Origin of the sequence: Streptomyces purpurogeneiscleroticus, from assembly GCF_020024005.1 — a bacterium.
Lineage (GTDB): Bacteria > Actinomycetota > Actinomycetes > Streptomycetales > Streptomycetaceae > Streptomyces > Streptomyces purpurogeneiscleroticus.
Window position 1 is genome coordinate 1 of the sequence record NZ_NHSG01000422.1, and the last position, 2,645, is coordinate 2,645.

3 protein-coding genes are annotated in these 2,645 nt (G+C 72.6%); 1 reads left to right on the top strand and 2 read right to left on the bottom strand.

Annotated features, from left to right (window positions below; genetic code table 11):
• Positions 1-160 precede the first annotated feature (160 nt).
• A complete protein-coding gene (locus CCS38_RS31170; protein WP_372457176.1) occupies positions 161-1,048 on the top strand; it encodes a serine hydrolase in 888 nt (295 codons plus the stop codon).
• A gap of 40 nt (positions 1,049-1,088) precedes the next feature.
• Here the strand turns inward: CCS38_RS31170 and CCS38_RS31175 are convergent, their stop codons facing one another.
• Both CCS38_RS31175 and CCS38_RS31180 read right to left on the bottom strand, forming a co-directional pair.
• A complete protein-coding gene (locus tag CCS38_RS31175) occupies positions 1,089-1,706 on the bottom strand; it encodes a TetR/AcrR family transcriptional regulator (protein ID WP_223736684.1) in 618 nt (205 codons plus the stop codon).
• Positions 1,707-1,761: 55 nt separating this feature from the next.
• Positions 1,762-2,610, bottom strand: coding sequence for a fumarylacetoacetate hydrolase family protein (locus tag CCS38_RS31180; protein WP_223736685.1), 849 nt, complete (start codon positions 2,608-2,610; stop codon positions 1,762-1,764).
• Positions 2,611-2,645: the final 35 nt, after the last annotated feature.

Sequence of the window (2,645 nt, forward strand, 5' to 3'; positions counted from 1 at the left end):
AGCGCAGGCCGGCGACCGATCCGGCGCTGCCACTGCGGCTGCGGGTGGTGTGGGACCCGCGGCGGCCGGCCGCGGCGGACACCGCGGACACGGCCCAGCTGCTGGTGGACACCCTCGAACGGCAGGCGGCGACATGAGAGGCACGCGACGGGGAAGCGGCGTGGAGCGCACGATCCGCGAGATGTTCGCCGACGCGGGCGTGCGCGGCTGGCTGCACGTGGCGGAGCTGGACCGGCCCTCGGCACAGGTGACCATCGACCCCGACCAGGCGGTGCCCATGGGGTCCGTCTACAAGGTGCCGCTGATGGTGGCCTTCTGCCGGCTGGTGGACGCGGGAGAACTCGACCCGCGCGAGCGGCTGACCCTGGAGCCGCCGGACCGGGTCGCCGGTCCCACCGGCATCTCGATCCTGCGGGACCCCGTCACGATGTCGCTGCGCGACCTGGTGGTCATGATGATGAGCGTCTCCGACAACACGGCGGCCGACGCGCTGCTCCGCACGGTCGGCACCTCCGTGGTGGACGAGGTCTGCCGCGATCTGGACATGCCGGACACCCGTATCCACGGCGGCGTCGCGGGGACCTGGGACCGGCTGCTCACGGAGACCGGTACGGACTCGCTGCCCGCCGCGATGGCGCGGCTGACAAGCAACGACGACACCGTGCCCGAGGCCGTCTACAACCCCTTGTCGAAGGCCGCCTCCACGCCCGCCGACATGGCGCGGCTGCTGCGGGCGATCTGGACCGGACGGGCGGCATCCGCCGAGCGCTGCGCGTTCATGCGCGAGGTCATGGGCCGCCAGCCGTGGCGCCACCGGCTGGCGTCCGGGTTCCCGTACGACGATGTGACCGTGTCGGGCAAGACGGGCACCTTTGGCTCGATGCGGCACGAGGCGGGGGTGGTCGAACTGGCCGACGGCAGTACATACACCGCGGTGGTCTTCACCCAGGCGGCCCGCGCCGACAGCGTGTTGCCCCGGGCCGACGCAGTGATCGGCACCGCGGCCCGCACGGCCGTGGAGGAACTACGGGGGAACGCGGGCACATGACCGAGCCCCCGATCCGGCAGCCGAAGCCCGCAGGTGCCGCTCAGGCCCGCTTCTCCTCTTCCGCGGTCGCCAGCCGGCCCAGCAGCGAACACAGTTCATCGAGCGCTGCCGCCGTGTTCGCCGCGTCGCCGAAGGTCAGTTGGTGCAGGACGAGCCCGTCCAGCGCCGCGAACACGAGCCGCGCGAGGGCGGGGCTCGGCTCGTGCGGCAGCATGCGGGAGAGTTCCCGGGCGGAGGCGTCGAAGTAGGCGTCGTACAGGCCGCGCACCTGGGGCAGCAGGTCCGGGCGGCGGCGCGCTTCGAGCAGCAGCTCGTACTGGAACGCCTGGAGGTCGGGCCCGGTCTCGACCATGGCGGAGACGCCGGCCGCGAAGTCCTCGGGCCGGCCGGTGCCCGGCTCCAGGAGGCTGCTGCTCAGGCTCTGCCGTACGACGTACCCCAGCGCCTCCTCGATGAGGGCGTCGCGGGACCCGAAGTGGTGCACGACGAGGCCGTGGGTGACGCCGGCTTCCTCGGCGACGGCCCGGTAGGTCAGCTTGCGCAGGCCGCCCCGCGCCACGACCCGTACCGCCGCGTTGAGCAGGGCGTCCCGGCCCTCGCCGTACCCCACCTCCCGGTGGCCGCGGCGGCCGCGTGCCTGCTTGGCTGCTTCCGTCATGCCGGCCAGCCTATCCACAGGTCACACGGCCCCGGGCGGTCCGCCGGGCCGGCCATCAGCCCCGCTTCGGCGGGCGGATGCCGCGGAACTCCCAGTCGCCGCCGAGCGCGGTGGAGCGGACCTCCTCGGACTCGGTGGGCTGGGCGCCGACGTCGCCGCGGATCGCGGCCGGGCCGGTCACGATGTGGTTGGTGAGCCGGCCCAGGCCCTCGGCCTCGACCTCGACGACGTCGCCGGGCTGTACGGGCCGGGAGTTGGCGGGCGTACCGGAGAGCAGGACGTCGCCGGGGTACAGGGTGATGGTGCGGGCGATGTCGGCGACGAGGTAGTGCATGTCCCACTCCATCTCGTCGGTGGAGCCGTCCTGGACGAGTTCGCCGTTGACGTAGGTGCGGAGGTACTTGCCGCGGAAGTCCCAGTCGGTGACCAGGCCCGGGCCGAGCGGGCAGAGGGTGTCGGAGCCCTTGACGCGGAGCATCGATCCCGCGTCGGTGTCGCGGAAGTCGTGCAGGCCGTAGTCGTTGGCGACGGTGTAGCCCGCGATGTACTCCCCCGCGTCGGCCGGTGCGATGTTGCGCGCGGTCCTGCCGATGACGATGGCGACCTCGCCCTCGTAGTTGAGCCACTTGCAGCCCTCGGGGCGGACGATGGCGCCCTGGTGGGAGTTGAGGGAGGAGGTGGGCTTGTGGAAGTAGGTGGGGGTCGCGGGCAGCTTGATCTGGAACTCCGCCACCCGGCTGCGGTGGTTCAGATGTACTGCGATGACCTTGGAGGGGACGACGGGCGGCAGGTGCCGGGCGTCGTCGGTCTTGACGCGGCGGCCGTCGCCGGCCACCAGTTCCTCGCCCTCGCGGACGGTCTCGACGACGGCGCCGTCGAGGAGGATGCGGCGGTACTCAGGCATGGGTGGTCTCCGTAAGGTTGTTGGCGGGCCGGGAG

What these genes read in the sequence shown, in the direction of transcription:
- CCS38_RS31175 (WP_223736684.1), bottom strand. Translation starts at nt 1,706, where the DNA reads ATGACGGAAGCAGCCAAGCAGGCACGCGGCCGCCGCGGCCACCGGGAG.
- CCS38_RS31180 (WP_223736685.1), bottom strand. Translation starts at nt 2,610, where the DNA reads ATGCCTGAGTACCGCCGCATCCTCCTCGACGGCGCCGTCGTCGAGACC.